Source organism: Paenibacillus sp. FSL H7-0716 (assembly GCF_038002705.1).
Taxonomy (GTDB): Bacteria; Bacillota; Bacilli; order Paenibacillales; family Paenibacillaceae; genus Paenibacillus_AQ; species Paenibacillus_AQ odorifer.
In genome coordinates, this window is the sequence record NZ_JBBODA010000041.1 from 1 (window position 1) to 25606 (window position 25606).

Consider the following 25606-nt stretch of genomic DNA (forward strand, 5'->3'; position numbering starts at 1 on the left):
AGCAGGCGGCTGGGGTGCGCCTGCAGAAGGACGCCGCGGTCGTTCCGATGCGGCGGCGGGCAAGCGTGGCGGCAGCGGCTATGACGCTGCTGCTCCTAAGGGCGGCGGCAAGGCTGCCGGCGTAGTGCGAGTAGGCGGCGGCTATGGCGCCTTCGCCTCCCGAGGCGAAGCGTCTGCCAGCGGCAACGCGGCAACGCCTAGCGCCGGTTCGCGCGGTGCGAACCGGAAGGGCGGCCCAAGCACTGGCTACAGTGAGAACGTAGCTAGAGGTGCGGACGGCGGTGCCTACACTGGAGGCACTCCACGTGGCGGCTTAGGCAGCGGCTACGGTGCAGGCCCGTCTAGAGGCGGCAAAGGTGGTAAAGGCAGCAAAGGAGGATACGCCGGTGCCAAGGGTGGCGCTGCTGGCAAAGGCGGCCGCAACGGCGGCGGCGGATCTTCACGCGGTGGCCGTAGCAATGGATCCGGTGGCTTTAAAAGCGGCGGTCGCGGTACTTCCAGATAAAGTTAGTAGAGTTTTATAGATGAAACTTGTTACCATAGGGTAGTTAGCGCTGAAGCTAATGACCTATGGTAACCTTTATTTTATAGCGTAGAACATATTGATTTTTATATTTAAATTAGGTTCTTAGTGAAACATTTATGAAGGAAAGCCTGTCTAATAGATAAATAGAATGTTCGGCTTCGAGGAGGAAGAACTTACAGATGTCAAAAAAATTTAAAATTATAATCTTGTTAATTGTCGTTATTGCTGTCGGTTGGGGAATAGGAAAGTACACGTCTCCTTCTGCTTCGGAGAGTAACGGTTCAAATATAAATGTGGGGGATAATCTTCAAGGTGAGCCTGGGGATACGGGGGAAAGTGATGGAGGGGGGATTACAGACCCGGCAGTAGCTGATCCATCTGATACACCAGATCCATCAGAACCCTCCAGTCCGCCTGAATCAGGCGGTGATAATGCCGGTAGTGTACCAGATCCTATATCTGCAGAGCCTGATAGTATTACAGTGATGGTAAATAAGCAGTATGGTTTGCCTGATAATTATAAACCAACGGATCTTGTCTATCCTGATGTCCGTTTTACCTTCAAAGAGAAAATCGAAAAGCGTATGATGCGCAGCGAAGCCGCTAAAGCCTTGGAGAAGATGTTCGCAGGTGCAGAGGAAGACGGAATTTATTTAGCGGGCGTTTCTGCCTACCGCTCACAGGCAACCCAGACGACTTTGTATAACCGTTATGTGGAGAGAGATGGGGAAGAAAAAGCCCGTACTTACAGTGCAGTCCCTGGCTATAGCGAGCATCAGACCGGGCTGGCTATTGATGTCTCGGGAAGTGATGGCAAGTGTGCCGCCGAGAGCTGTTTTGGTGGAACGAAGGAAGCCGAGTGGTTGGCCAAGCATGTAGGAGAATATGGTTTTATCATCAGATATCCTGAAGGTAAGCAAGACATTACCGGATATAAGTACGAGCCTTGGCATATCCGTTATGTAGGTAAGGACATTGCTGCCTATATCAATGAGAAGGATATTACGTTGGAAGAATATTATGACGCAATTCCGGTATCGAAATAACACAGACGCAGAGAGCAGTCCTATGAAATTTGTAGGGCTGCTTTTTCTATGGCAATAAAAAAAGCTCAGAAGTTGCATTCCCTTACAGTTCGGGTAAGATACGTAGTGTAGTCTAAGTACAAGGAAGGAAGGGGAATAAAGATGTCGATCTACAATTTTGCCGGCGTTACACCTTCGGGTAAAGAAGTGCCGTTTGCGGAGTATGAAGGTAAGGTGCTGCTGATTGCTAATACGGCTAGTAAGTGCGGACTTACGCCACAGTATGGAGACCTTCAGAAACTATACGAACAGTATAGCGATCAAGGACTTGCAGTATTAGGATTCCCCTGCAACCAGTTTGCGGGCCAGGAGCCAGGTACGAGTGAAGAGGCTGAGGAATTCTGTCAGATTAATTATGGAGTTACCTTTCCGGTCTTCGCCAAAGTTGATGTTAATGGACCGGATGCCAGCCCGCTTTTTAAATATTTGAAGGAGCAGCAGCCTGGTGCTGGAGACAGCAGCGACATTAGCTGGAATTTCACGAAATTTCTAATTGATCGCAGCGGCAATGTAGTGGCTCGTGTGGAGCCCAAAGAATCGCCGGAAACGATGAAACAACATATTGAGTCACTACTGTAGATCCATTATGGGGTCAGTTGCAGAGTGATCTTTCAAGTATCCCTTCGACTCGGTTTCGACCGATGCTCGCGGGGATTTTCTTTTTTTTAAAGGATTAATGGAGATTGCCTTGAATTTTTATTGTGATAAATTATACTTGACGCTTTAAAAAGACGATGTATCCTTTGAAGAGAATATAGCAACTGTGCGAACATGCATAAAAAAGCGGAGTACAGCAGGATAATAACGGCAGGAGGGTTTTATACAAGCATGAAGTTAATTACAGAGGTAGCAGCACAAGCAGGAATCGACGAGCAGCATCTGGAACTATACGGCAAATATAAAAGCAAACTCTCACCTTCCTTATGGGAGGATATGAAAAACAAGCCAGATGGCAAGCTGGTTCTGGTCACTGCGGTGAATCCGACCCCTGCTGGAGAGGGTAAGACCTTAACAACCATCGGGTTGGCGCAGGCAATGAATGCAGCAGGTGTGAAGACTGTGGCTGCTTTACGTGAGCCCTCGCTTGGGCCTTGCTTAGGGATGAAGGGCGGTGCAACAGGCGGCGGGAAGTCGCAGATTGTTCCGGCTGATGAGATTAATTTGCACTTTACCGGTGACATTCATGCAGTAACTTCTGCGCATAATTTATTGTCCGCTATGATTGACAATCATATCTTCCAAGGCAATGAGCTGGGACTGGATCCGCAGCGTATCGTTTGGAAACGTGTCATGGATATGAATGACCGCAGCCTGCGCAGTATTGTGACTGGGCTCGGGGACGGAAATGGAGCGGTACGGGAAAGTGGCTTTCAGATTACAACAGCTTCTGAGATTATGGCTGTGTTATGCCTATGCGATAACCTTATTGATCTCAAGAAGCGTTTAAATCGTATTCTGATTGGTTACGACCAAGAGGGACAACCGGTAACAGCTGAGCAAATCGGGGCCGTTGAAGCGATGACAGCGCTGCTTAAGGAAGCAGTTAAGCCAAACTTGGTACAGACTCTGGAAGGTACGCCTGTTATTGTGCACGGGGGGCCGTTTGCGAATATCGCTCATGGCTGCAGCAGTGTTATTGGCACTCGTTATGCCCTTAAGCTGGGAGAGGTTGTGGTCACCGAAGCAGGCTTCGGAGCGGATCTTGGTGCAGAGAAATTCATGGATATCAAATGCCAACAGGCCGGGTTGACTCCTTCTGCTGCTGTTCTTGTTGTAACTGTTAAGTCCTTAAAATATAACGGTGGTGTGCCTAAAGGTGAGCTTCTAACCGAGAATCGGACGGCGCTGCGCGCGGGATTGGTGAATTTAGAACGTCATGTAGAGAATCTCGGTAAATTTGGAGTCCCTGTTTTAGTTGCCATAAATCATTTTGAAGGGGACAGTGAGGGCGAGATTAACGATGTACTGGAGGCCTGCCGCAATTTAAACGTGCCGGCTGCGATCTCAAAAGTATGGGCGGAAGGTAGTGCAGGTGGACAGGAGCTGGCTTCTGAGCTGAACAAGCTCTTGGACAATAGTGGCACGAGCCAGTTTGCTCCTTTGTATGAGAAGGATCTCAACATTTCATCCAAAATTAACAAAATTGTCCGTGAGATCTACCGCGGGGCAGAAGTGAACTTTTCTCCGGCGGCTAAGCGGAGTCTGGCGGTTATCGAGCGGCTTGGGCTAAATGATCTTCAAGTATGTTTGGCGAAGACACCTTATTCCTTCTCCGACCAGCCTAGACTACTCGGAGCACCTGAAGGCTTTACGATTGGTGTCCGAGATATTACCCTTTCACTTGGTGCCGGCTTTGCGGTAGTTATTACAGGCAATATCGTTACGATGCCAGGTCTGCCAGCTAAGCCAGCTGCTGAGGGACTATGGATGGACGAGGACGGCGAGATTCACGGTCTGGTGTAAAGTGTTTTTATAAAAGGCTTCTCCTTATTGAATTAGAGGGGAAGCCTTTTTTATGTTTCCTTTGAATTCCTGCAAAATGCGGATCATAATGTACCTCCCACGTGGCAAAGCTAACGGAGTCGCATTCGGCAGCAGTGGCGGAAAAAAACTTAAAATTGTGAACAATATGAGGATATAGGTAAAAAAGACTTGTAATGTGATAAATATCACAATATAATCAGTTTATAAAGTGAAATTAATCACAACCAACCCATTGTTGATCAGATTCCATCATTGATCGGTCATGCAAGTCAAATATATAACCCGATTGTCCATTTGAAGGAGGAAGAAATAATGAAAGTAGCTGTCATTGGATGTACCCATGCCGGAACCGCCGCAATTGTGAATACTGCTCAGCTTTACCCGGATGCCGAGATTACTGTATATGAGCGTAATGATAATATTTCCTTCTTATCCTGTGGAATTGCCTTGTATGTAGGTGGAGTGGTCAAAGACCCAGAGGGGCTATTCTATTCTTCACCAGAAAAGCTTGCAGAGCTTGGCGTAAAGACCAATATGCGTCATGAAGTAACTGCAGTGGATACGAATTCCAAAACATTACGTGTTCGCAATCTGGAGACAGGCCGCGAGTTCGCTGACACCTACGATAAGCTGATTATGACTACAGGTTCATGGCCGATTGTGCCGAAGCTTGAAGGGTTTGAACTCGAGGGGATTTTACTTTCCAAGAACTATGATCATTCCAACACTATTATAGAAAAAGCTAAACAAGCGAATAAAATAACCGTCGTCGGTGCTGGATATATCGGCGTTGAACTGGTGGAAGCTTTTCAAATGAATGGTAAGCAAGTTACGCTAATTGATGGTGAAGATCGCATTCTGAGTAAATATCTGGACCAAGAATTTACTGCACCGATCGAACAATCTTTTCAGGATCATGGGATTAAATTGGCACTGAATGAGAAGGTCAGCTCTTTTGCAGGCAAAGACGGTAAGGTTACAAAAGTTATTACAAGCAAAGGTGAGCATGAGACAGATCTGGTCATTCTCTGCATTGGTTTCCGTCCTAATACTGAACTCTTAAAAGGTCAAGTCGATATGCTGCCTAATGGTGCCATTGTAGTCAATAACTATATGCAGACTAGCTGCCCGGATGTATATGCCGCTGGCGACAGCTGTGCGATTCATTACAACCCTACAGGCAAACACGCCTATATCCCACTGGCAACCAATGCTGTGCGGATGGGAACCTTAGTTGCACGCAACTTGGTAACAGAAACCATTCCTTATATGGGTACACAAGGGACTTCGGGCATTAAGATTTATGAAGACAATATCGCTGCAACAGGGCTTACTGAAGAAGGAGCTAAGGCTGAAGGAATGGACGTAGAAACCGCCATGATTATTGATAACTACCGTCCGGAATTTATGCCAACCTTTGAGCAGGTTCAGTTAAAAGTAGTGTTTGATCGCGCCACACGCCGTATTCTCGGGGCTCAAATTATGTCCAAGATGGATCTGACGCAATCGATCAACACAGTGTCTGTATGTATTCAAAATCAAATGACAATCGACCAACTAGCCTTTATCGATTTCTTCTTCCAACCGCATTACAACAAACCTTGGAACTTCCTGAATACAGTAGGTCTTCAAGCGCTGCCGACAACAGTACCAAGCAAAGAGGCTGTAACGGTTTAAAAAGAAACGATTGTTTCTGAGTGATTTATCGACGAAAAGACAACCTTATAAAGCTAGAAAAGCAGCGATTCTCCTGTAACGGGAGGATTGCTGCTTTTTTTGTTAGGTGCAGAATGATTAGCTGCTTGGGTAGATGCAATCCAATGGCTTCGGTGATGGTAGCAATCCAAATATGCTCAAAAGTTACGACTAGGGTCAACTGTGTCCGATCGTGCTGAGTCATCATCCCTCCGCAGAAGCTTTCGGACTCAGAAGGCGCTATTTAGCAATTAATCGCCGTTTGAGTGTGATTTCGGACTCCAATGCAGCTATTACATAGAATGAGGTACAACTAGTGTGTTTTTCGTGCTAATAGCGACTATGGGGTCCGATAGCAAGCCAAATGTGCTCAAAAGCTACGTATAAGGTCATCTGAGTCCGATCGTGCTGAATCATCGCCCTCCGCAGAAGCTTTCGGACTCAGAAGCCGCTATTTAGCAATTAATCGCCGTTTGAGCGTGGTTTCGGACTCCAATGCAGCTATTACATGGAATGAGGTACAACTAGTGTGTTTTTCGTGCTAATAGCGACTATGGGGTCCAATAGCAAGCCAAATGTGCTCGAAAGTTAAGATTAGGGGCATCTGGGTCCGATGTCCGGGTGTGGGCCAAATATGCTCAAAAGCTACGATTAGAGTCATCCGAGTCCGATAGAATGCCGATAGTGAAGTATGACGATAGTGAAGTATGACGATAGTGAAGTATGACTATAGTGAGGTATGACTCCAGTGAGGTATGACTCCAGTTAGGTATAGCTCCAGTGAGATATAGCTGCATATAGGGTCAACTGAGTCCGATAGCTGCTGCGTACGCCCAAATGTAATCCAACGAAACAAGATATGCTGGCTTAGTAGGTCAGTCGCAAACTTCTAATTGTGCACAGGTCGGAGTAAATTTGACATGTCAGTGAAAACTTTCACTTAGTTTTCTCAAAGTGATAATTATCACGTTAATGTGTTTTACGACACGCTACAATGGTCATAAAGGAACAAATTTGAAGTAAATAGATGAAGGGGATAGGAACCATGGCTTATAGCAAACCGCAGCAAATTGCCGAAGTAACTGTAGAGAACGGCATAAAAAAAGCTCATAATCCGCTAAGTACCGTACTTATTCTGGGCTTTTTGGGAGGAGCGTTTATTGCGCTCGGGTTTTTATTAGATATTCGCGTCATTGCTGGCGCACCACAGGAATGGGGTTCCATTGCTAACTTTATCGGAGCCGCAGTCTTCCCCGTTGGGCTGATCATGGTACTCCTTGCAGGTGGAGAACTGCTAACAGGAAATATGATGGCCGTGCCGCTCGCTTTTATGGCTAAGAAGATTTCTTTCTGGGAAGTTGTGAAGAATCTTTTGCTCATTACGATTAGTAATCTGGCAGGGGCATTATTTGTAGCTTATTTCTTCGGTCATGTGGTGGGTTTAACTTCAGAGGGTGTATATTTAGAAAAATTGGTGGATATGGCTGGTCATAAAATCGATGCAGAATTCTTTCCGGCATTTGTTTCGGGTATCGGCTGTAACTGGCTCGTTGCACTGGCCGTATGGCTCTCCTACGGAGCAGATAACTTCAGCGGCAAAATCCTTGGTATTTGGTTTCCAACAATGGCCTTTGTTGCGATCGGATTCCAGCACGTTGTAGCTAACATGTTCCTAATTCCAGCAGCTATTTTTGAAGGTTATTATTCATGGGGGCAATACTTCACTAACTTTGTTCCCGTCTGGCTCGGCAATCTAACGGGTGGAGCAATATTTGTCGCAGCTGCCTATTGGATGGCATACTTGCGTAAAGCACCTACGGCTATTCAATCCGTAGATAGCATGTCCGGCAGCAGTGTCAAAAAACACGCTTAAGCTCGTCTTATAGAGCACTCCATAGAACATTCAAGGTCTGCCTTATTGGTGGCGTTAATGTTTTAGGGGTGCTTTTTGTTATGTAGACACAAAAAAATCCGCCGTGATATATCCGCGCTCGGGGGAACGAAATCGGATCACGGCGAATTTTGAAGGGGGAGTGTTTCTAGGCTCTATTACCCCGTCTTTCGGATAGCGAATCAGTTTCTTCTTGTTTAGTTTGCTTTACGGACGACAGCCACGGCTTTAAAATAAGAATAGATATTAGAACTAGGGAGGACTGCGGACGTGAACCCCAAGGGAGACGGGATATTTCATGCGATATGTGCGTTTTATCCTCTAGATTTCATGCGTACTTTATCACGATAAAACGTCAATGTGTATGCTTGCTCATAGCCCTGTTTTGGGATGATACTGGATGAATTAATGACACATATATAACAGGGGATGTACACTACTTATGAAGTTTTTACAGGCATATCCAAAAGAAGTGAAAATATTTCTAATTGCCAGCCTAATTAACGCAACAGGTAGTGCGCTGATGTGGCCGCTCGTTACGATGTATGTATTTGATGAGCTTGGACGCAGCATGTCAGATGCTGGACTGGTGATTCTTATTCAATCGGTTGGTGGGATCGTGGGTCAACTACTCGGAGGCTCACTCTATCATAAGGTAGGCGTTAACCGGCTGATTGTCGGTGCGCTCGCCATGAATGCTTTAGCACTGTTCACCTTGCCGGCAGCTAGTAACAACTGGACGTTATTTATGGTTGCAATGGGACTGGTAGGATTATTTAATTCCTTATCATTACCGGCCATTCAGGCATTTATCGGCTTTCGTTTCACGAAGCAGCGTGGTGAGCTGTTTAATGTTATTTATGTCGCCAATAATATTGGTGTAGCACTGGGTACGGCATTAAGTGGGTTTTTGGCTGATATTTCCTATATGCTAAGCTTTGTAATGAATGGTGTAACTTCGGCGGTATTTGCGGGTTTCTTTTTTATATATCTGAAGAAAATCGGTGGAGAACCTGCGCATGAGGTAATGGGGCATCAGAAGAATGAACCAGAGAAACAATCCACGTGGAAGCTAATGGGGCATACTCGTATTTATCTTTATATGGGGATCGGTTCTTTGTTCCTGCTTCTCGGTAACTCTATCTGGAATACAGGGGTATCTCCGTTCATTATTTCAGAGGGCTGGCCTAAGAAAACTTATGGTTTTCTCTGGACACTGAACGGTATTTTGATTTTTGCAGCTCAGCCATTGGTAACAATGATTAAGCGCTGGTTCGCGTCTACCTCAACGGCGCAAATGACTGCAAGTGCCCTGTTTTATTTGGGTGGCTATGCGTTTCTTTTGTGGATGCCTAATTATCCTGGCTTAGTGCTCGGAATGGTGCTTGCTACACTGGGAGAAATGCTGATTTCTCCAGCGATGCCATCCTTTATCTCGGATCATGCGGGGCGCAGCGCACCATTTTATTTGGGACTAAGCGGAGGGATTGGTGCGGTCGGGAGAGTCATTGGCCCTTACTTCATGGGCAGACTGTATGATAGCGGTGGTTTGGCACCGACAGCCTGGCTGGCCTGTGCGATGGCGCTGCTGTCTGTAGGATTTTTCGTCATCCATTCTTTAGTCAATCGTAAAGGCCATTCGTTAGAGCGGTCCGTAAGATAACTATACACAGTGGATTCCAACATCTGCTGTGAATTCTATAGAGGTGCAAGGCAAGGGGTGTACATCTTATGAAACAAATCAACAAGGCAAGGTTAACTATTAGACCATCAGAGATTAAAGACGTGCGAGAACTGATTGATCTGGACCATCTGATTTGGACAGAGGACACTAGCCCGGGACCTATGTTGTGGCGCTCACAAGAGGATTTCTTGCTGAATGCTCCTCCGGGCTCTCAGCTCGTAGCACTGCAAGATGACAAGCTATGTGGATATGTCGGGTTTGGCTGCCCTAGTAGAATGGAGAGCAACCGGCATGTGTGCGAGGTTAATATTGCTGTTCATCCGAACTATCAACGTTTAGGCATCGGCCGGCAGCTCATGGAAGCCATTAAGGAACATGCTGCGGCGCATGCTATTCGTAAGCTTCGCCTGCGTGTATTATCCTGTAATGAATCAGCGATTTCTTTTTACCGGAAATGCGGTTTTGTGGAAGAGGGACGTCTGCGGGAGGAGTTTTATCTTGGCGGCCGTTATGTGGATGAGATATTTATGAGCTGCATGCTGACAGGAGGAAATGGATATGGAGATCGTCTCGCTTAATGTCGGTCGGCCGGTGACGGTGGATTATCGGGGAAAACCTTTGGAGACCGGAATTTATAAAACGCCTGTAGAAGGATCGGTTCAGCTTCATACCAATGGATTTGTTGGAGATGGTCAGGCAGATCTTAAACATCATGGAGGTCCGGACAAGGCGGTGTGCGCCTATCCCATTGAGCATTATTCTTATTGGGAACAGCAGCTGGGAAAGAAATTGGAGTACTCGGCTTTCGGAGAAAATATCACCACCACAGGTCTGCTGGAGACAGAGGTGTGTATTGGCGATGTATATGAAATAGGCACCACTCTGCTTCAGGTTAGCCAGCCAAGATATCCTTGCTTCAAAATCTCACAAAAGCATGGACCCGCAGATCTTCCGGCTCAAGTTCTGGATACAAGGTATAGCGGATTTTACTTGCGTGTACTTCGTGAAGGAATGATTTCAACCGGCGATGCAATTGTCAAAAAAGAAAACGGAGACAGCAATGCTTCCGTGGCGCATGTATTGCATTTAATGCAGGTTGGGCTGCAAGAGGAAGCTGCTTGGGCAGAGCTTGTGGAGCTGGAAGCCCTCTCAGCCGTAGTACGGAACAAGTTTCGAAAACAGCTGGGTATGCCAGAGATCTAATCTGGGTCTGCTCAATAAAATAAACCTGGGGGCGTATGCCAGCCAGGTTTTTTTCTGCTTGCGTGTTTGTTTAACTTTGCTTTGCTTAAGTAACTTAGCCGAGCAGCTGCCACTCACTACGCAATAAACCATATACGGCGTGATTCACGTAGCCATCGGGCAGCTTTTCTGCCTGTCTGATCACACCTTCGAGCACAAAACCAAGCCGTTCAGGAATTGCCCGGCTAGTTACGTTGGCGGTTGCGCAGCGAATTTCTACCCGCTGCAGCTCCATTTCCAGCAGGGCGTAGTCTACTAGAACTCGGCAGGCACTGGTCATATAACCTTTGCCTTCATAGCCATCACCAAGCCAATAACCAATCCCTACGGAACGGTTATGCCAGTCAATCTGGTGATACCCAATGACGCCAGCCAGCTCGCCGCGGACCCAAAGTCCAGCAGTGAAGGCGCCATTGTCAGTGCCTTGTTTTATAGCATTTTTAATGAAATTAAGGGTGTGATCCTGTTCCGTAACGGCATCAACCCAAGGAAGCCATTGCCTAAGTCGTTCCCGCGAGCGCTCCACTAACGCGAATATGTGCCTAGCATGCTCAGGCATGAGTGGCTTTAAGATAAGCTCTTCGTCGATGACATAATTAAACAAGCGGTTGCCTCCTTTTCGGCACAAGGCCTTATGTATGATTATGGATTTTTTCTTATGATTATCATGCTACTCTATCGCCAGCAGAGAAGTCAAAAGGTCTAAAGATGCTAAAAATTGATCCAGGCCATGTGCCCCCTTTTATTGAACAATCTACAGTTAACGGGTATATTAGTAGGAAACATGTTTATACAAGAAGTAGTGTAACACTACAGAACGAAAGGTTGATAGCTGTGGAGAACCGTACTACCCCCTCCAATTTTATTAAAAATGTTATTACCGAAGACCTCCGTACGGGTAAAGTAAAAGAAGTTGTCACACGCTTTCCGCCGGAGCCGAACGGTTACTTACATATCGGACATGCCAAGGCGATTTGGATTAACTTTACACTGGCGGACGAGTTCGGTGGCAAGACTAACCTAAGATTTGACGACACGAATCCTGCCAAAGAAGATACGGAATATGTGAACTCCATTCAGGAAGATGTAAAGTGGTTGGGTTATGAATGGGAAGAGCTGCGTTTTGCATCGGATTATTTTGAGGAAATGTACAAACGTGCCGAATTATTAATTACTAAAGGTAAAGCTTATGTAGATGACCTCAGCGCGGATGAAATTCGCCAATTGCGGGGAACGCTGACAGAGCCAGGACAGAACAGTCCACATCGTGAGCGCAGCATCGAAGAGAATTTGGATCTGTTCCGCCGTATGCGGGCAGGGGAATTCAAAGATGGTGAGAAGGTTCTTCGTGCCAAGATCGATATGGCTTCACCAAATATTAATCTGCGTGATCCTGTCATCTATCGGATTACTCATGCGCATCACCATAATACAGGGGATAAATGGTGCATCTATCCGATGTATACATTCGCTCATCCACTTGAGGACGCTATTGAAGGAGTGACTCACTCCCTTTGTTCGCTTGAGTTTGAAGATCAACGCCCATTTTATGATTGGGTCGTAGCGGAATGTGAGATGCCTTCTGTTCCGCATCAATATGAATTTGGCCGTCTGAATCTCGCTCAAACCATGACTAGTAAACGTAAGCTGAAGCTGCTGGTAGACGAAAAACATGTGGATGGCTGGGACGATCCGCGGATGCCAACGATCTCCGGCCTGCGCCGTAGAGGATATACGCCGGAAGCGATTCGTAAATTCGTGTTCGAGGCAGGGATCTCTAAGAGTCAGGGGCTAGTGGACCTGCAAATGCTGGAGCACTTTATCCGGGAAGACCTTAAGTTAACTGTGCCTCGCACCATGGCTATACTTCGTCCGCTTAAGGTTGTTATCACCAATTATCCGGAAGGCCAAACAGAATGGCTTGAAGCGGAAAATAATACAGAGAATGAAGAAATGGGTGTACGCCAAATTCCGTTCTCTCGTGAGATTTATGTTGAGCGCGACGACTTTATGGAGAATCCGCCCAATAAATATTTCCGCTTGTTCCCCGGCAATGAAGTACGCCTGAAGCATGCTTATTTCATCAAATGTAATGAAGTCATTAAAGATGAGAATGGCGAGGTTGTTGAACTGCATTGTACGTATGATCCGGAAACAAAGAGTGGCAGTGGATTTACAGGCCGCAAGGTAAAAGGTACTCTGCACTGGGTAGAAGCTAGTCAAGCTGTGCCTGCAGAATTCCGTTTATACGAGCCGCTGATTTCTGCTGAAGAAGTAGATGAAGCTGCAGAAGTCGAAGGTCTGGATTCCACGGTAGAGAAAGCGGAACCTAGCTTCTTGGATCAGCTTAATCCTAAATCCATTGAAATCTTACAAGGGTTTGTGGAACCCGCGCTTAAGGACAGTGTGGCTCAGGATAAATTCCAGTTCTTCCGTCATGGCTATTTTAATGTAGATAGCAAATATTCGGCGCCTGGGCATCTCGTATTCAATCTTATCGTTTCACTGAAGAGTTCATTTCAGCCTCCAAAACAAGGCTAACACTTGATTTGTTCAGGTTCTTTATAATAAAACAGGCTCAAACGTCCCGTTTAGGTACGTTTGAGCCTGTTTTTATATTTTCGCTTATAATATTTCGATGTGAGAGAGTTCTTCCTCATCCTCTGTAGGGGGCCGGTAGCCTCCACGGTTTACAAAGAGCCACATGAATGTAAAGCCAAGCGTTCCAAACAGTGTTAAGAAGACACCCGCTTGGTACATGCTCTGTGCCCCTAGATTTTGATACATCCACCCTCCGAGAACTCCTCCAACAATACCGGCTATGCCGCTCCAAGTCAGTGTGTAGAGCGCTTGTCCTGAAGCACGGTAAGGTCTTGGAATAAGAAGCATGGTCAGTTGAGTGCCAACATAGAAAAAACCACCAAATGTTATGCAGTGTAAAATTTGAATGAGCACTACTTGGAGGGCTGTAGTTGCGTCCGCCATAAACCACCATCGTAGTACGAATAAAGCGCTAACCAGCGCAAGCCAGCCGAGCAGAACAGATATTTTACGTTTAAGGAATCGGTCGCAGAGAACAAATACACCCACTTCCAAAATAGAGGAGAGGAATACTGCGAGACCAATCATTCCCTTGGAGCCGCCTAGATCCGTAATATACAAAGACATGAATGTAGTGTTCATGGTGTTCGGTATGGAAACTAGGATACCAAACAATATGAAACACAAGAAAAAGGGGTTATAAATGAGTTTGCTGAAGCCTCTATACGGCATGGGAGCCATGCCAATGGTATGGTTAAGTTTCGGTAATGCAAGAATGGATAACATTGATGCACATAGTAAGCCTGCAAACAGATAGGACAAGATAGATACACCAGCCCAATCAAGGACCAATCCGGCGGCAATTGCAATTAGTGCCCACCCCAATGAACCCCAAAGCCGAAAAGAACGGAAGCGGTAGTTAGTTCCGTCAATATAGCTGAGAATCATCGTATTGCTCTGAGCAAATAACGGTCCTTGGAAGAAATAGAACAAAAGAATGGAGATGTAGATCATCTCATATGTATTTGCCCGAAACATAAGCTGGGATAACACTAACGTTCCGATTAACATAAGCAAAACGATTCGCCGGATATTCTGGTATCGGTCAGTCCAGATTGCCCAGAATGGATTTGCAAAGATGGATACTAGCGCACCCATAGAGAATACGGCACCGATCTCTAATTTGTTCATCCCTACATCCAGCAGGTATAGTTGAAAGAAGCTGGTGAAGAGGACCATGGTTCCGTATACAAAAAAATTGAACCATTTTAAAGACGTGAAAGAAGATGGATAGTTAACGCCTTTCCGCAAATGCGTCACTCCTTTCCCACTAGATGTCTTGCATGGATATACTGACCAATATTAGGCCCTTCTATCACTGTAACACGTGTTGAAAAGGGATACAAACTTCCTTTTTTACTTTTTTACATTTTTTTAACGTTTATTTAAATTTGATCCGCTAAGTGACAAAAAACGCATATAACAAGTTTGCAGGTGGCAGAAATGTTAAGAGTTTGCTCTTCCTTACGAGGAACATGCCTGAGGGTTACCCTATCTATGTTCTTACAAAAGCGAATCAACGGGTTTAACTTCAGTTTACAATTCAGGGCTAGGATGGGGTTAAGCGAAACAGAGATGATACACTCTTCTCGCAGATTTACCAAGAAAAGGGGAGCTTTTGCATGAAAAAATCCGAAGCTAAGGGGAAAACGGCGCTGAAGCCATTCCTCACATTATTAAAAGAAACAAAGCCTTCATACGGCTTATTGGCAATAGCCATTGCACTAAGCATGATCTCGACATTGGTTAGTCTGGTGATCCCAATGTTCACCAAAAATCTGGTGGATGGCTTTTCTTTGGCCTCCGTCAGCAAGCTGCAAATTGCAGGCATAGCGGGTGCTTTTATCGCGCAGACGATCGCCGGGGGAATCTCTATCTATCTGCTGAATTATGTAGGCCAGAAGATGGTTGCAGGTCTTCGTGACAGGTTATGGCGTAAATTTTTAGTGTTGCCAGTAGCTTATTACAATGATAATCGAACAGGAGAAAGCGTCAGCCGAATGACGAATGATACAGGGATCATCAAAACGCTGATCTCTGAACATCTGGCCAGCTTATTTACCGGAGTGATTTCCATTGTGGGCTCCATTGCTGTGCTGTTATTTTTAAACTGGAAGATGACGCTTGTTCTGTTCACCGTTCTTCCACTATCTGCGTTGATTTTGGTGCCACTTGGACGGCAGATGTACAAAATCTCCAAAGGCATGCAGGACGAAACAGCTTCTTTTACCGCCACACTTAGTGGTGTATTGTCAGAGATCCGTCTAGTGAAATCCTCGGGTGCAGAGAAAAAAGAGTACGAAGCAGGCAAAACCGGAATTACGAACCTGCTCTCCTTTGGTATTCGTGAAGGCAAAATCAGCGCTATGATCAGTCCACTGGTCTCTTTTGTCTTTATGATGTTACTTGTAGTCATTATCGGTTATGGCGGGATGCAGGTATCTTCCGGGGCTTTGACAGCTGGAGAGCTGGTAGCCTTTATCCTGTATCTTATTCAGATTATTATGCCGCTTACTCAATTGACCACGTTCTTTACACAGATTCAGAAGGCTAAAGGGGCATCAGAGCGCATTATTGAAACCCTGGCAGCAGAAGAGGAGGTATATGAGGGCCAGGAAGAGGCGAACGGTGCAGAAGGTCCTATCTCGGTAGAAGATCTAAGCTTTGGATATAAAAATGGTGAGAATGTGCTAACCGATGTAAGCTTCCGGATGCTTCCGGGTCAGGTGACGGCTATTGTTGGACCGAGCGGGGGCGGCAAGACTACATTATTTTCACTGCTCGAACGATTCTATGAGCCTCAGAAAGGTATGGTTAAGCTAGGTGATAAACCAGTGTCAACCTTCTCATTACGCTCATGGCGGAAACTGATCGGGTACGTCTCACAGGAAAGCCCATTGTTGGCAGGTACGATTGCTGAGAATTTAACCTATGGATTGGATCGCGACGTTAGCATGGAGGAGATGCGCGCAGCAGCAGCAATGGCTTATGCAGATGGCTTTATCGATGAGCTTCCTGAAGGATATAATACGGATGTTGGCGAGAGAGGTGTGAAGCTCTCGGATGGACAGCGGCAACGTATTGCTATTGCTAGAGCGCTGCTGCGGAATCCAAAGATTCTTATGCTTGATGAGGCGACCTCCAGTCTGGATAGCCAATCAGAGGCCGTAGTGCAGAAGGCACTGTCCAATTTGATGAAGGGCCGGACTACGATTGTAATTGCGCACCGTTTGGCTACTGTTGTAAATGCTGAGCAGATTATTTTTATGGAAAAGGGCCAGATTACCGGGATGGGTAGACATGAAGAACTGCTGGAAAACCATGAGCTATATCGTGAATTTGCCACCCAGCAGCTGCAGATGAATAACCTTGAGATTCAAGACAATAAAGAGGAGGCTCCAGTGATACATGACAAAAATACTAGTAGCGGACGACGATCCGCACATCCGCGAATTGGTAGAAGTATTTCTGAGAGCTGAGGGGATGGATGACATCTATGGAGTTTCTGATGGACTGGAGGCTCTTCAGATTCTGGAGAGCCATAACATAGACTTAGCCATTATTGATGTGATGATGCCCAATTTGGATGGCTGGGAGCTGTGCCGGAAGATGCGCCAAACCTATGATTTTCCAATATTGATGTTGACGGCTAAGGGGGAGACCTCACAAATTGTGAAGGGCTTTGAGCTGGGAAGTGATGACTATCTCGTCAAACCCTTTGAGCCAGTGGTGCTTATTGCGCGAGTAAAGGCACTGCTCAAACGTTACCAAATCTCTGCTGCACAAAGTGTGGGGATTGGCCGGCTGCGAATGAATCGTAAAACCTATGAGGTATCCTCAGCGTATGGAGAAGTTACCTTACCGCTTAAGGAATTTGAGCTGTTATTTAAGCTGGGCAGCTATCCGGGGCAGACGTTGACTAGAGACAGGCTGATCGAAGAGATATGGGGTTATGATTTTGAAGGGAATGAGCGGACGCTCGATGTGCATATCAACCGTTTGCGCGAACGGTTCGCTCCTGATAAATACGGGTTTGTTATTCGTACCATCCGCGGATTAGGCTATCGGCTGGAGGCAGAGGCATGAACCGGTTTAAGGAGCTTCTTAAGCGGATTGGGATGACTTTTATTTACTTCGGTGGCGTTGGGATTAGCTGGAGTGCAGCTTATTTCTTGATGAACTGGATATATGGCAGGGTTGGACGCCCCTCTTCGGAGTATTTGACCCAGTTAATCGGCGTGATGGTCGGAATTGTGATTTTGTTCATGATGGCATTGGTAACCTCCAAGTTATTCCGGGGCTGGGAACGTGTTTTTTATAAATCAATTATCGAAGGTTTAGGGCGGATTGCTAAGGGTGATTTCAATGTGGTACTGGATAATACTAAGGACTACGGTGATTTTGGTGAGATTGTAGAGAGTATCAACGTAATGGCCAGCGAACTGAGCCAGATGGAGACCATGCGTCAGGATTTTATCTCTAATGTATCGCATGAAATTCAATCTCCGCTAACCTCTATTCGGGGGTTTGCTCTTGCGCTGCAGGATGAAACTCTGAGTGTGAAGAGCAGGAGGCACTACCTTAATATTATAGTGGCTGAGAGTACCCGCGTATCTGGGCTCAGTGATAATTTATTGAAGCTGTCCGCGCTTGAATCGGGCAATTTTCCGTTTGAAAATCAGATTTACCGCCTGGATAAGCAGCTTAGAGATAGGATTCTGGCTTCTGAACCACAGTGGTTGGAGAAAAATATAGAGGTAGAGGCTGAACTGGAAGAAGTGAATGTATCTGCTGTAAAAGATTTAATGAGTCAGGTCTGGACTAATCTGCTGCAGAACAGTATCAAGTTTACTCCGCAGAACGGCTGCATCCATATTAGCCTTCGCATGGTGGATGAGCAGGTAGAGGTGGAGATTCAAGATAGCGGGATTGGCATCTCGGAAGAAGATCTGCCTAGGATCTTCGAGCGTTTCTATAAGGCAGATAAAGCTAGAACCGCAAGTGGTGGCGGTAGTGGACTGGGTCTGTCACTGGTTAAAAAAATCGTTGAGCTGCATGAAGGTAAGGTAACTGTAAATAGTCGTCCTGGGGAAGGGACAGCGTTCAAGGTGAGCTTGCCAGGACGAATGAAATAAACTTGCTGTATGTGAAAAAGAGCTGAAGCCAGTATTCTGGGTGGATTCGAAGATAACACCTTCCGTCCTGAGAAAAAGGCTACAAGAGCCGAGGCGGCGACGGCGGTGACTATTTATAAGCTGCTCGAAGCTCTGTCTCTCTAATAGTGATTGAATAGCTCATCGCTAAGCTTTAAGCACAACGCCGCTTTCCCAGTTTGTTCAGTGGGAAAGCGGCGTTTTTTGTATTTATGCATTTTAAAGAGGAACTATAATACCGGGATGGACGTTTATCCACCAATTTGAGACATGCGCCGAGCTGTCGGCGTGTGGCTCTGTGCTTTTTTTTCCAGAGCTAAGGCCATTTCATGATTATGGGGTTTGTTGCCCAGCGCTTTCCGGAATAAGGCCTGCACAGCAGCAGGATCGCTTATTAAAGGACGGACATTGTATTCATCTTCCCAATACAGGCAAGCTTTGATGTGCCCATCTGCGGTAAGTCTTAGGCGGTTGCAATTATCGCAGAAGTGATCGCTCACCGGATGAATCAGGCCGAATGTACCAGGGGCTCCGATAACCCGCCGATTCTGGGAAGGGCCATTCCCGGAGGGCATTTCTGCTGCTTCGGTTTCCCAACCAGCCTCAGTACAAGCTTCTACAACCCTTTCCAGAGGCAGATAAGTCTGGCGCCAAGCATCAGTAGCACTGCCAATCGGCATGTATTCTATAAAGCGTACATTTAGAGGACTCTCCAGCGTAAGGGAGATGAAGTCTTTGATCTCGTCGTCATTAATCCCTTTCATCAATACGACGTTAAGCTTTATCGGTTGAAGTCCGGCGGCTTGTGCGGCCTCGATCCCCTTTAATACCTTAGCAACTTCGCCGCCACGAGTAATCATAGAAAATCGATCCTGCCGTAAGGAGTCTAGGCTGATGTTTACCCGTGACAAACCGGCTTCTTTTAGCTGTGCTGCTTTGGCTGGAAGCATTAAACCATTTGTAGTCAGCGAAATATCTTCTATACCTGGGATCGCAGAGATCATAGCAACAAGCTTTTCCAGATCTTTGCGGACAAGAGGTTCTCCACCAGTTAGTCGTACTTTACGTAATCCAAGAGGGGCTAGCGACTTAACGACTGCGGTAATTTCCTCGTAACTCAGAATCTCGTCCTGCGGTTGGAATTGCATCCCTTCCGCTGGCATACAATAGATGCAACGCAGGTTGCAGCGGTCGGTAACCGAAATGCGGATGTAATCGTGTAAACGTCCAAAAGGGTCCGTCAGCGGCTCCATGGCGTTGCTCCCTTCCTTTAAATCTGGCTGATAAATTGCTCTTATACTTTCTCGTATACAAACATAACGTCCCTAATAGGACAAAACGCGAAGATGTTTATACTTGTTTAGAATTTTAAAGACCGCTTGGATTCACGTCAATGAGCAAAGTTCTGGACGACAGGGTTTCATTACATAAAACTGGACAAACTAGATAAGAAGATAACGCATATTGAACAACGGAAAGTGTGACAAAAGTACGACAAATAAAGTTTTTAGACATAGAATGCTCACGGAAAGCGCTTTTAATATCCGATATAATCTAGGTGCGGATTAGTTTTAACGTTCACTTTTGCGAAAACAGAATAGGATACCGGAAACCGCACGTCGGTAATGTGACAGAGAGTGACCGGGAAACCATTGAGGAGGATTTGCAAAATGAGTACACATACTGTTCCATCGCTCACCGTTCCGGAGGCTTTTAGCCGTTGGTTGGAAAGTCGGGGATTAATATATCAGCTTTTAGTGGATTTTTTGGGTAGAAGACCATCACTCTCTCTAGTGGCTCAATGGAGCCGCAATCGCCAGATGAGTGTAGCGGCTGAGATGACGGAAGGCGGTCGGGAGCTGAAGCGCTATTTGAGTCAGGAACCGAACAAGCTGCCAATGATATGCGAGAAAGAGAGCAAGGAATATAAACGGCTTATGCAAGAACAGTCCGTTAGTTCTTTTAAATTGCGCGAAGCAGCGATTTTAGGTCGCTCGGAGGATTTCTGCAACGTGCTTGCGGATGTGTACACCTCCGCTGGAATTGTATTCAACAAGTGTAATGGTGAAGCCGATGATCATATTGCTATTGAGCTCGAATTTATGGCAGTCATGCATGAGCGTATGCTTTACAATAGCTTTTCAATAAGAAGTGCTATGGAGCTGCTTGATATTCAGGAGTCCTTTTTGGAAAAACATCTACTGCAATGGACACCGCAGTTCTGTCAGAAACTGAATGCAGCGACGGATAGTCCGCTATATCTAGGCCTCTCACATATGCTTGAGGAGTTTCTGCCACTTGATCTGCAAATGCTTCGTTCCTGGAGAGCTTCATTGGAGAGCAGTGCAGCTACAAGCATTTAATATTAGAAAGCCCGACCTAATTGATAGGTCGGGCTTTTGCGTGCTGGTCAAGTGGAAAAGAAACGTTGTGTGAAGCACCAACTGAAGTAGTAATTGAAGTACCAACCGAAGCGTCTTATTGTTGCCCAACTCAAGCGCCGATAGAATAATTGGGGAATTTCTCCCTGAAATTCTGGGATTTTCAGTCATCAGACTAATAATTAGGGAAAACCTCCCTAAAATATAGCTGATTCGGTGGTAATTAAAGAAATCCCCCTTATTATCAGGGAGGAAATCCCTAATTTCGTTCATTTAGAGAAAATATTAGCTTTTTTCAGGGAGTTTTTCCCTAATTAGTTTAAGATCCACTCCGCGTCGCCCAAACACAGAATGCAGTAAATACAAATGTACGCCGTCCAAACGACCCACGCAGATCACCCGCGTATACCGCATATTGCAAACGTTCACGGTACATTAGCCTCCCCACGCACAAACGCACATCATCCACCACCCAACCTAATAGTGATGAACAATTGGCACAGCACACAGTCTATTGGGCAAAGGAGGAATCCGCTGTGCAGCCTTTTACTAAAAAAAGAAGCTGCCTCATAAGTAGAATTCACTACTTTGGAGACAGCCTCTTGTTTAAATCTAATTTACTTGGTCACATCAGGTGTTCTAATCAATTACCTTTTTGCTGCGGAATTTCATCAGGAATTCATACACGACTGGCACTACTACAAGTGTCAGCAGCGTGGAACTGACCAAACCACCGATTACGGTCACGCCGAGCCCCTTAGAGATAATTCCTGCACTGTTTTCAAGTCCAGTAACCAATGGCAGCAATGCACCAATCGTTGCAAGGGCAGTCATCAGGATTGGACGTAAACGTGTGCCACCTGCTTCAAGCAAGGCTTGACGCGTAGTGAGGCCTTCTTTTTCCTTATGAATAACGCGGTCGATAAGGACAATCGCATTCGTTACTACGATACCAATCAACATCAGCGCACCCATGAGCGAGGACACGTTTAAGGTTTCTCCAGCGATCAGAAGGGCAACGAGTACCCCGATCACTGTGAAAGGAAGTGAGAACAGGATAGCGAATGGTGCTAATCCACCGCCAAATGTAACCACAAGCACGAAGTATACGATGGCAATAGCAGCTGCCATAGCAATTCCTAATTGACCAAATGTATCATTGATCTGCTCGGTTACACCGCCGAAGGTAACAGTTACACCATCAGGCAATTCCATAGCGTCTACTTTTTCTTTCACGCTGTTCGAAGCGCTATTCACGTCACTCGAAATAATTTCGGCAGTAACATCGACCTTCATTTTACCGTCCATACGAGTAATCGAGTCAGGGGAGGAGCCATTTTCAATTTTAGCGACTTGCCCGATTGGCACGGAGATGCCTAGTGGCGAAGTCAAAGTAGCCTCTTCCATTTCTTTAATGCTCTTATACGTTTCTTTATCTGTTTCGATATAGACTTTGTAGTTCTTGCCGTCCAATTCTACTTCTGTGAGCACTGGACGTGTGCCTGCTGGACTCAGCTTCATTGCAATTTGTCCGGCTGTAAGTCCAAGGGAGCTAAGCTTCTGTTGATCCGCTACAATCGTATATTGATCGTAAGCTTCCTTGAGACTGGTTTCTGCGTCTTTGAAATTAGTGGTATCAGCCTGTACGATTGAGGCAATTTCATCCGCGACCGGCTTCAATTGATCCAGTTCATCTCCGAATACATTCACGGTCAGAGTGCTTCCACCCATGCCTCCACTCATCAGAGCGGACATGTCACCCCATACACCATCTGGCACTTCTGCGGTCAAACCTTCAATAAGTTTCTCTTTAACGGCTTCGAAATCAGGAGTGTCACTATCATAAACGATGAAAAATAGTCCTGAATTGCTGGATCCACCCATACCCATCGGGCTTCCGCCGCCAATGGAATATTGCATTTTGTCTATATGATTCTGCGCTAAAATGTATTTTTCAGCTTTCAGACCTTGCTCTTGAACTTCCTCAATCCGTTGTCCAGCCTTTGGTGAATAAGTAAGCATTACGGTTTTATCCTCTTGGGACGGCATAAAGCTTACACCAATAGGCTTGATTAAGAACAAGCTGCCCGCAAGGAGAAGAACGGCAACTCCAAAAGTAACGAGCTTATGAGAAAGACACCAGTTCAGAATCTTTTGATAACCAGCAGAAAGTTTGTCTGGTTTCTCGCTGTGAGTTTTTTTACCTTTCAATCCATTACGGAACAACGAGTGAGCCATTGCAGGAACCAGGGTAATCGCAACTACTAAGGAAGCGAGCAGGGCGAAGACCATGGTCAGAGCGAAAGGCAAGAACAGCTCGCCAACCATACCACTAACCAAAGCAAGTGGTAAGAACACCGCGATGGTTACAATTGTAGAGGACATGATAGGCACGAACATTTCACGCGTTGCTGCACTGATTAATTCTCTGCCCTTCAGTTTCTCACCAGATAAGGAGAGCCGTCGATATATGTTCTCTATGACTACAATCGAGTCATCGACTACCCGCCCAATCGCAACCGTCATCGCTCCAAGTGTCATCATATTAAGCGTAATGTCCATCTGCCGCAGACACAGCACTGCGATTAGCAGGGATAATGGAATAGAGATGATGGAAATAATCGTCGAACGAATATTCCGCAGGAACACCAAAATGATAATTACTGCGAATAAGGCACCAAATACCGCTTTGGACAACATCGTATTTACGGAGTCCTCAATGGGCTTACCTTGGTCAAGTAGAACAGTAAGGTCAATGCCTTTATATTGTGCTTTTAATTCTTCAGTTTTGTCTTTAACGCCATTTACAACATCAACAGTGTTGGCATCATTGGCTTTGACAATCTGAATACCGATCGATTCTTTACCATTTGTACGGGAGATGGATTCGGAATTGCCCACAACCTCAATCGTGGCCAGTTCTCCGAGCTTCACGGTTGGAAGTCCCATACTTGCAGCTCCGCCAGGAGCTGCATTTCCAGCACCAGCACCAGCAGCTCCGTTAGCAGCACCAGCATCAACGCCGGCAGCTCCAGTAGCTCCAGCACCAGCAGCGTTAGCGCCAGTTGGCATTACCGGAATGGTTACATTTTTAAGATCCTCAACGGTAGTGATGTTGCCGTCCACGACCACTGCCTTTTGAGCCTTGTCCATCTCGAACAGTCCAAGTGGAACACGGAGGGAAGAGCCTTGAATGATACCTTTAACGGTATCTTCGGTCAGTCCATATTGGCTGAGCTTGTCTTGATTGAATTTAAGTGATACTTCTTTGACATATTGACCAGAGATTTGAATAGAAGCCACACCCTCAACATCCTCTAGGGCCGGGCGAATATCGTTCTCAGCAATACGGGTCAGTTCCTCAAGATCCTGGGTATCCCCGTTAGAAAGACTGAGGGAGACAACAGGCATTGAGCTAAGACTAAAGCGGGAAATGGAAGGCTTCTGCACATTGTCTGGCAATGAGACTTCATTTAGTGATTCGCGCACTGCTGCTGTAGCATTATCCAGATTTGTTCCATAATCGAATTCAATTTGGATACTGGAGGCATTCTCCAAAGAAGTGGAGGTGATCGTCTTTACACCATCCACATTGCGGAGCTTTTGCTCCAACGGTTTGCTGACATCATTAACGACGCCTTCTGGTGCGGCCCCCGGATAAATGGTTGTTACGCTAAGATAGGGTATACTAATATTAGGCAAGGTTTCTTGCTTCATCGTCAGTCCGCTATATAAACCGGCAAACACAATAATTATCGTCAGAAGCCAAATGGCAAATTTGTTCCTGAGCGAGAAATTAATTAAGCTTTTCATAAGTTTCGTTTCTGCTCCTCTCGGCCCTCTTCTTTACGAAATAGGGCACCATTATAAAAAATCATAATACTCACTATCCATGACTTTCTCTCTACCGAACTCTTCTTAGAGTCAATTAACGAAATACACATGAATTGTGCGGAATTGAGGCAATTAGCTTCCTCAGCTCTTCCAATTCTGCTGTGAGCTCAGAGCAGGATTGGAGGTTGGACAGCATCCCCTGAATGATTGCTTTTCGCGGGTGAGGGATAAGCACTTCACCTTCCAGAATATTGAGCGATTCCAGCAGATCGGCTGCTTCTTCGGATGCTATACTATCTAGTTTACTGATCGCAGTCTTCATTTCCTTAATGAGCTGTAATGGATTTTTTCGTTTGTTCTCCTCATTCTCCGCCATCCAGTTCGCTAAAGTAGCAGAGTTGATTAGTGGAGCCTGTTTACTAGTAAGCAAGCCAGACACAATCATATCCATTAAATTCATTAGATGATCCGCCATATCGGCAATAGGTACCTGCGTATCCTTACGAAAAATAACCGCAATATAAGATTTGATGAGACCGTGTCCGATCATACATAAATCTCCGGTATAGGGAACGACGTCTTTTCCGTAGAGTAACTCCATTTTCACCTGGAACCATCTTAAGAAGGAAGCGTTGTTTCTACGCAGCCAGTCCGGGACTTCAGTATCAAACCCTTTGCCCGCAACCTCCTGAATTTGACGCTGCAAGAACTCACGCAATTCGTACACATGACTTAGCAGAATTTCTATCTGATTCCTAAGCTTCTCACGTGGTGTTCGTCGGGTCTCCTGTTCTTCATTTAACAAGGGATCTCGAATCATCCGATAACAATAAAGGAAGATACTGCGCTCCAGTTCTTCTTTTGATTTAAATACCAGATATAAACTGCCCTTCGAAATCCCGCATAATTCAGCTATCTCTTGCATGGATGTGGACGAGGAGCCTTTTACAGCGAATAACTGCATAGCAATCTTAATAATCTGCTCCTGCTTATCAACATTTTTATCATTCATTAAAGGATTAACCTCCTT

The 25606-nt window shown here is 45.8% G+C and carries 20 protein-coding genes; 15 read left to right on the top strand and 5 right to left on the bottom strand.

The features are described from left to right. Nucleotides 1–124 precede the first annotated feature (124 nt). The 9 genes from MHH60_RS29175 to MHH60_RS29215 all read left to right on the top strand — a co-directional run bounded on the left by MHH60_RS29175 (nucleotide 125) and on the right by MHH60_RS29215 (nucleotide 10568). A complete protein-coding gene (locus MHH60_RS29175; protein ID WP_341161188.1) occupies nucleotides 125–505 on the top strand; it encodes a hypothetical protein in 381 nt (126 codons plus the stop codon). Nucleotides 506–705: 200 nt separating this feature from the next. Beyond that, nucleotides 706–1572, top strand: coding sequence for a M15 family metallopeptidase (locus MHH60_RS29180; RefSeq protein ID WP_076123968.1), 867 nt, complete (start codon nucleotides 706–708; stop codon nucleotides 1570–1572). 141 nt (nucleotides 1573–1713) lie between these two features. Further along, complete coding sequence (locus tag MHH60_RS29185) at nucleotides 1714–2190, top strand: glutathione peroxidase (protein WP_076132601.1); 477 nt, start codon at nucleotides 1714–1716, stop codon at nucleotides 2188–2190. Nucleotides 2191–2439: 249 nt separating this feature from the next. Beyond that, the gene (locus tag MHH60_RS29190) at nucleotides 2440–4074 is read left to right on the top strand and encodes a formate--tetrahydrofolate ligase (protein WP_076132599.1); all 1635 of its coding nucleotides are present in this window, start codon (nucleotides 2440–2442) and stop codon (nucleotides 4072–4074) included. A gap of 333 nt (nucleotides 4075–4407) precedes the next feature. Continuing rightward, nucleotides 4408–5772, top strand: a complete 1365-nt coding sequence (locus tag MHH60_RS29195; RefSeq protein ID WP_076132597.1) for an FAD-dependent oxidoreductase — start codon at nucleotides 4408–4410, stop codon at nucleotides 5770–5772. A gap of 1063 nt (nucleotides 5773–6835) precedes the next feature. After that, complete coding sequence (locus tag MHH60_RS29200; RefSeq protein ID WP_036681949.1) at nucleotides 6836–7663, top strand: formate/nitrite transporter family protein; 828 nt, start codon at nucleotides 6836–6838, stop codon at nucleotides 7661–7663. Between the two features lie 460 nt (nucleotides 7664–8123). Next, nucleotides 8124–9344, top strand: coding sequence for an MFS transporter (locus MHH60_RS29205; RefSeq protein ID WP_036681946.1), 1221 nt, complete (start codon nucleotides 8124–8126; stop codon nucleotides 9342–9344). A 68-nt stretch (nucleotides 9345–9412) separates the two neighbouring features. Beyond that, on the top strand, nucleotides 9413–9943 hold the full coding sequence (locus tag MHH60_RS29210) for a GNAT family N-acetyltransferase (protein WP_038573668.1): 531 nt from the start codon (nucleotides 9413–9415) through the stop codon (nucleotides 9941–9943). Continuing rightward, complete coding sequence (locus MHH60_RS29215; protein WP_081389133.1) at nucleotides 9924–10568, top strand: MOSC domain-containing protein; 645 nt, start codon at nucleotides 9924–9926, stop codon at nucleotides 10566–10568. The genes MHH60_RS29210 and MHH60_RS29215 overlap by 20 nt, the downstream gene beginning before the upstream one ends. A 94-nt stretch (nucleotides 10569–10662) precedes the next feature. Here the strand turns inward: MHH60_RS29215 and MHH60_RS29220 are convergent, their stop codons facing one another. Continuing rightward, entirely contained in the window at nucleotides 10663–11211 is a 549-nt protein-coding gene (locus MHH60_RS29220; protein WP_036681941.1) for a GNAT family N-acetyltransferase, read from the bottom strand. A 230-nt stretch (nucleotides 11212–11441) separates the two neighbouring features. On the opposite strand from MHH60_RS29220, the gene MHH60_RS29225 reads away from it, so the two are divergent. Then, nucleotides 11442–13148: a glutamine--tRNA ligase/YqeY domain fusion protein gene (locus MHH60_RS29225; protein ID WP_076137942.1), complete on the top strand. Its 1707-nt coding sequence runs from the start codon at nucleotides 11442–11444 to the stop codon at nucleotides 13146–13148. Nucleotides 13149–13232: 84 nt separating this feature from the next. Here the strand turns inward: MHH60_RS29225 and MHH60_RS29230 are convergent, their stop codons facing one another. After that, a complete protein-coding gene (locus MHH60_RS29230; RefSeq protein ID WP_306082312.1) occupies nucleotides 13233–14468 on the bottom strand; it encodes an MFS transporter in 1236 nt (411 codons plus the stop codon). Nucleotides 14469–14830: 362 nt separating this feature from the next. On the opposite strand from MHH60_RS29230, the gene MHH60_RS29235 reads away from it, so the two are divergent. The 4 genes from MHH60_RS29235 to MHH60_RS33370 are packed head-to-tail and all read left to right on the top strand — an operon-like array spanning nucleotide 14831 to nucleotide 18487. After that, complete coding sequence (locus MHH60_RS29235; RefSeq protein WP_076137922.1) at nucleotides 14831–16687, top strand: ABC transporter ATP-binding protein; 1857 nt, start codon at nucleotides 14831–14833, stop codon at nucleotides 16685–16687. Further along, nucleotides 16617–17294 carry a response regulator transcription factor gene (locus tag MHH60_RS29240; RefSeq protein WP_076137920.1) on the top strand — a complete coding sequence of 226 codons (678 nt, stop codon included), beginning with the start codon at nucleotides 16617–16619 and terminating at the stop codon, nucleotides 17292–17294. The genes MHH60_RS29235 and MHH60_RS29240 overlap by 71 nt, the downstream gene beginning before the upstream one ends. Then, the gene (locus tag MHH60_RS29245) at nucleotides 17291–18343 is read left to right on the top strand and encodes a HAMP domain-containing sensor histidine kinase (protein ID WP_076137918.1); all 1053 of its coding nucleotides are present in this window, start codon (nucleotides 17291–17293) and stop codon (nucleotides 18341–18343) included. Before MHH60_RS29240 ends, MHH60_RS29245 begins: the two co-directional genes overlap by 4 nt. Nucleotides 18344–18376: 33 nt before the next feature. After that, entirely contained in the window at nucleotides 18377–18487 is a 111-nt protein-coding gene (locus tag MHH60_RS33370) for an S-layer homology domain-containing protein (protein WP_081389136.1), read from the top strand. A gap of 125 nt (nucleotides 18488–18612) precedes the next feature. Here the strand turns inward: MHH60_RS33370 and moaA are convergent, their stop codons facing one another. Continuing rightward, nucleotides 18613–19614 carry a GTP 3',8-cyclase MoaA gene (gene moaA, locus MHH60_RS29250; RefSeq protein WP_076137916.1) on the bottom strand — a complete coding sequence of 334 codons (1002 nt, stop codon included), beginning with the start codon at nucleotides 19612–19614 and terminating at the stop codon, nucleotides 18613–18615. Between the two features lie 417 nt (nucleotides 19615–20031). On the opposite strand from moaA, the gene MHH60_RS29255 reads away from it, so the two are divergent. Then, the gene (locus tag MHH60_RS29255; RefSeq protein ID WP_076137914.1) at nucleotides 20032–20724 is read left to right on the top strand and encodes a TorD/DmsD family molecular chaperone; all 693 of its coding nucleotides are present in this window, start codon (nucleotides 20032–20034) and stop codon (nucleotides 20722–20724) included. 657 nt (nucleotides 20725–21381) lie between these two features. Here MHH60_RS29255 and MHH60_RS29260 read toward each other — a convergent pair. Both MHH60_RS29260 and MHH60_RS29265 read right to left on the bottom strand, forming a co-directional pair. Next, nucleotides 21382–24555, bottom strand: a complete 3174-nt coding sequence (locus MHH60_RS29260) for an efflux RND transporter permease subunit (protein ID WP_076137912.1) — start codon at nucleotides 24553–24555, stop codon at nucleotides 21382–21384. 115 nt (nucleotides 24556–24670) lie between these two features. Then, on the bottom strand, nucleotides 24671–25588 hold the full coding sequence (locus MHH60_RS29265) for a TetR/AcrR family transcriptional regulator (protein WP_076137910.1): 918 nt from the start codon (nucleotides 25586–25588) through the stop codon (nucleotides 24671–24673). Between the last annotated feature and the right edge of the window lie 18 nt (nucleotides 25589–25606).

What these genes read in the sequence shown, in the direction of transcription:
- MHH60_RS29235 (WP_076137922.1), top strand. Translation starts at nt 14,831, where the DNA reads ATGAAAAAATCCGAAGCTAAGGGGAAAACGGCGCTGAAGCCATTCCTC.
- MHH60_RS29260 (WP_076137912.1), bottom strand. Translation starts at nt 24,555, where the DNA reads ATGAAAAGCTTAATTAATTTCTCGCTCAGGAACAAATTTGCCATTTGG.
- MHH60_RS29210 (WP_038573668.1), top strand. Translation starts at nt 9,413, where the DNA reads ATGAAACAAATCAACAAGGCAAGGTTAACTATTAGACCATCAGAGATT.
- MHH60_RS29245 (WP_076137918.1), top strand. Translation starts at nt 17,291, where the DNA reads ATGAACCGGTTTAAGGAGCTTCTTAAGCGGATTGGGATGACTTTTATT.
- MHH60_RS29215 (WP_081389133.1), top strand. Translation starts at nt 9,924, where the DNA reads ATGGAGATCGTCTCGCTTAATGTCGGTCGGCCGGTGACGGTGGATTAT.
- MHH60_RS29185 (WP_076132601.1), top strand. Translation starts at nt 1,714, where the DNA reads ATGTCGATCTACAATTTTGCCGGCGTTACACCTTCGGGTAAAGAAGTG.
- MHH60_RS29195 (WP_076132597.1), top strand. Translation starts at nt 4,408, where the DNA reads ATGAAAGTAGCTGTCATTGGATGTACCCATGCCGGAACCGCCGCAATT.
- MHH60_RS29205 (WP_036681946.1), top strand. Translation starts at nt 8,124, where the DNA reads ATGAAGTTTTTACAGGCATATCCAAAAGAAGTGAAAATATTTCTAATT.
- MHH60_RS29190 (WP_076132599.1), top strand. Translation starts at nt 2,440, where the DNA reads ATGAAGTTAATTACAGAGGTAGCAGCACAAGCAGGAATCGACGAGCAG.
- MHH60_RS29180 (WP_076123968.1), top strand. Translation starts at nt 706, where the DNA reads ATGTCAAAAAAATTTAAAATTATAATCTTGTTAATTGTCGTTATTGCT.
- moaA (WP_076137916.1), bottom strand. Translation starts at nt 19,614, where the DNA reads ATGGAGCCGCTGACGGACCCTTTTGGACGTTTACACGATTACATCCGC.
- MHH60_RS29255 (WP_076137914.1), top strand. Translation starts at nt 20,032, where the DNA reads ATGAGTACACATACTGTTCCATCGCTCACCGTTCCGGAGGCTTTTAGC.
- MHH60_RS29200 (WP_036681949.1), top strand. Translation starts at nt 6,836, where the DNA reads ATGGCTTATAGCAAACCGCAGCAAATTGCCGAAGTAACTGTAGAGAAC.
- MHH60_RS29240 (WP_076137920.1), top strand. Translation starts at nt 16,617, where the DNA reads ATGACAAAAATACTAGTAGCGGACGACGATCCGCACATCCGCGAATTG.
- MHH60_RS29265 (WP_076137910.1), bottom strand. Translation starts at nt 25,588, where the DNA reads ATGAATGATAAAAATGTTGATAAGCAGGAGCAGATTATTAAGATTGCT.